General features: G+C 58.1%; 1 pseudogene. It reads right to left on the bottom strand.

From position 1 onward, the window contains the following. A pseudogene (locus AF337_RS32925) lies at positions 1-227 on the bottom strand (carbohydrate ABC transporter permease); the annotation flags it as partial.

Here is a 227-nt window from a genome sequence, read left to right as displayed (position 1 = left end):
GTTGACGAACTCATGCCGGCCGCGAAAATTCATCCGTGACAACGAATAGGAGGCGAGCGTCGCGACGATGATGGCGAGCACCGTCGACATCGAGGCGACGACGATCGAATCCCAAAGCCGGGGCGCCATGTAGAAATTGCCGCCGCCGGGATTGACCGTTTCCTGAGTCCCGAAACCGAAGCCGAGCGAAATGCCGAATACCTGCTCGAAATTCTTGACCGTCGGTT

It is taken from the genome of Rhizobium ecuadorense, assembly GCF_001187535.1.
In the GTDB taxonomy this organism is placed as follows: Bacteria; Pseudomonadota; Alphaproteobacteria; order Rhizobiales; family Rhizobiaceae; genus Rhizobium; species Rhizobium ecuadorense.
This window is presented reverse-complemented; position numbering and strand designations above follow the sequence as displayed.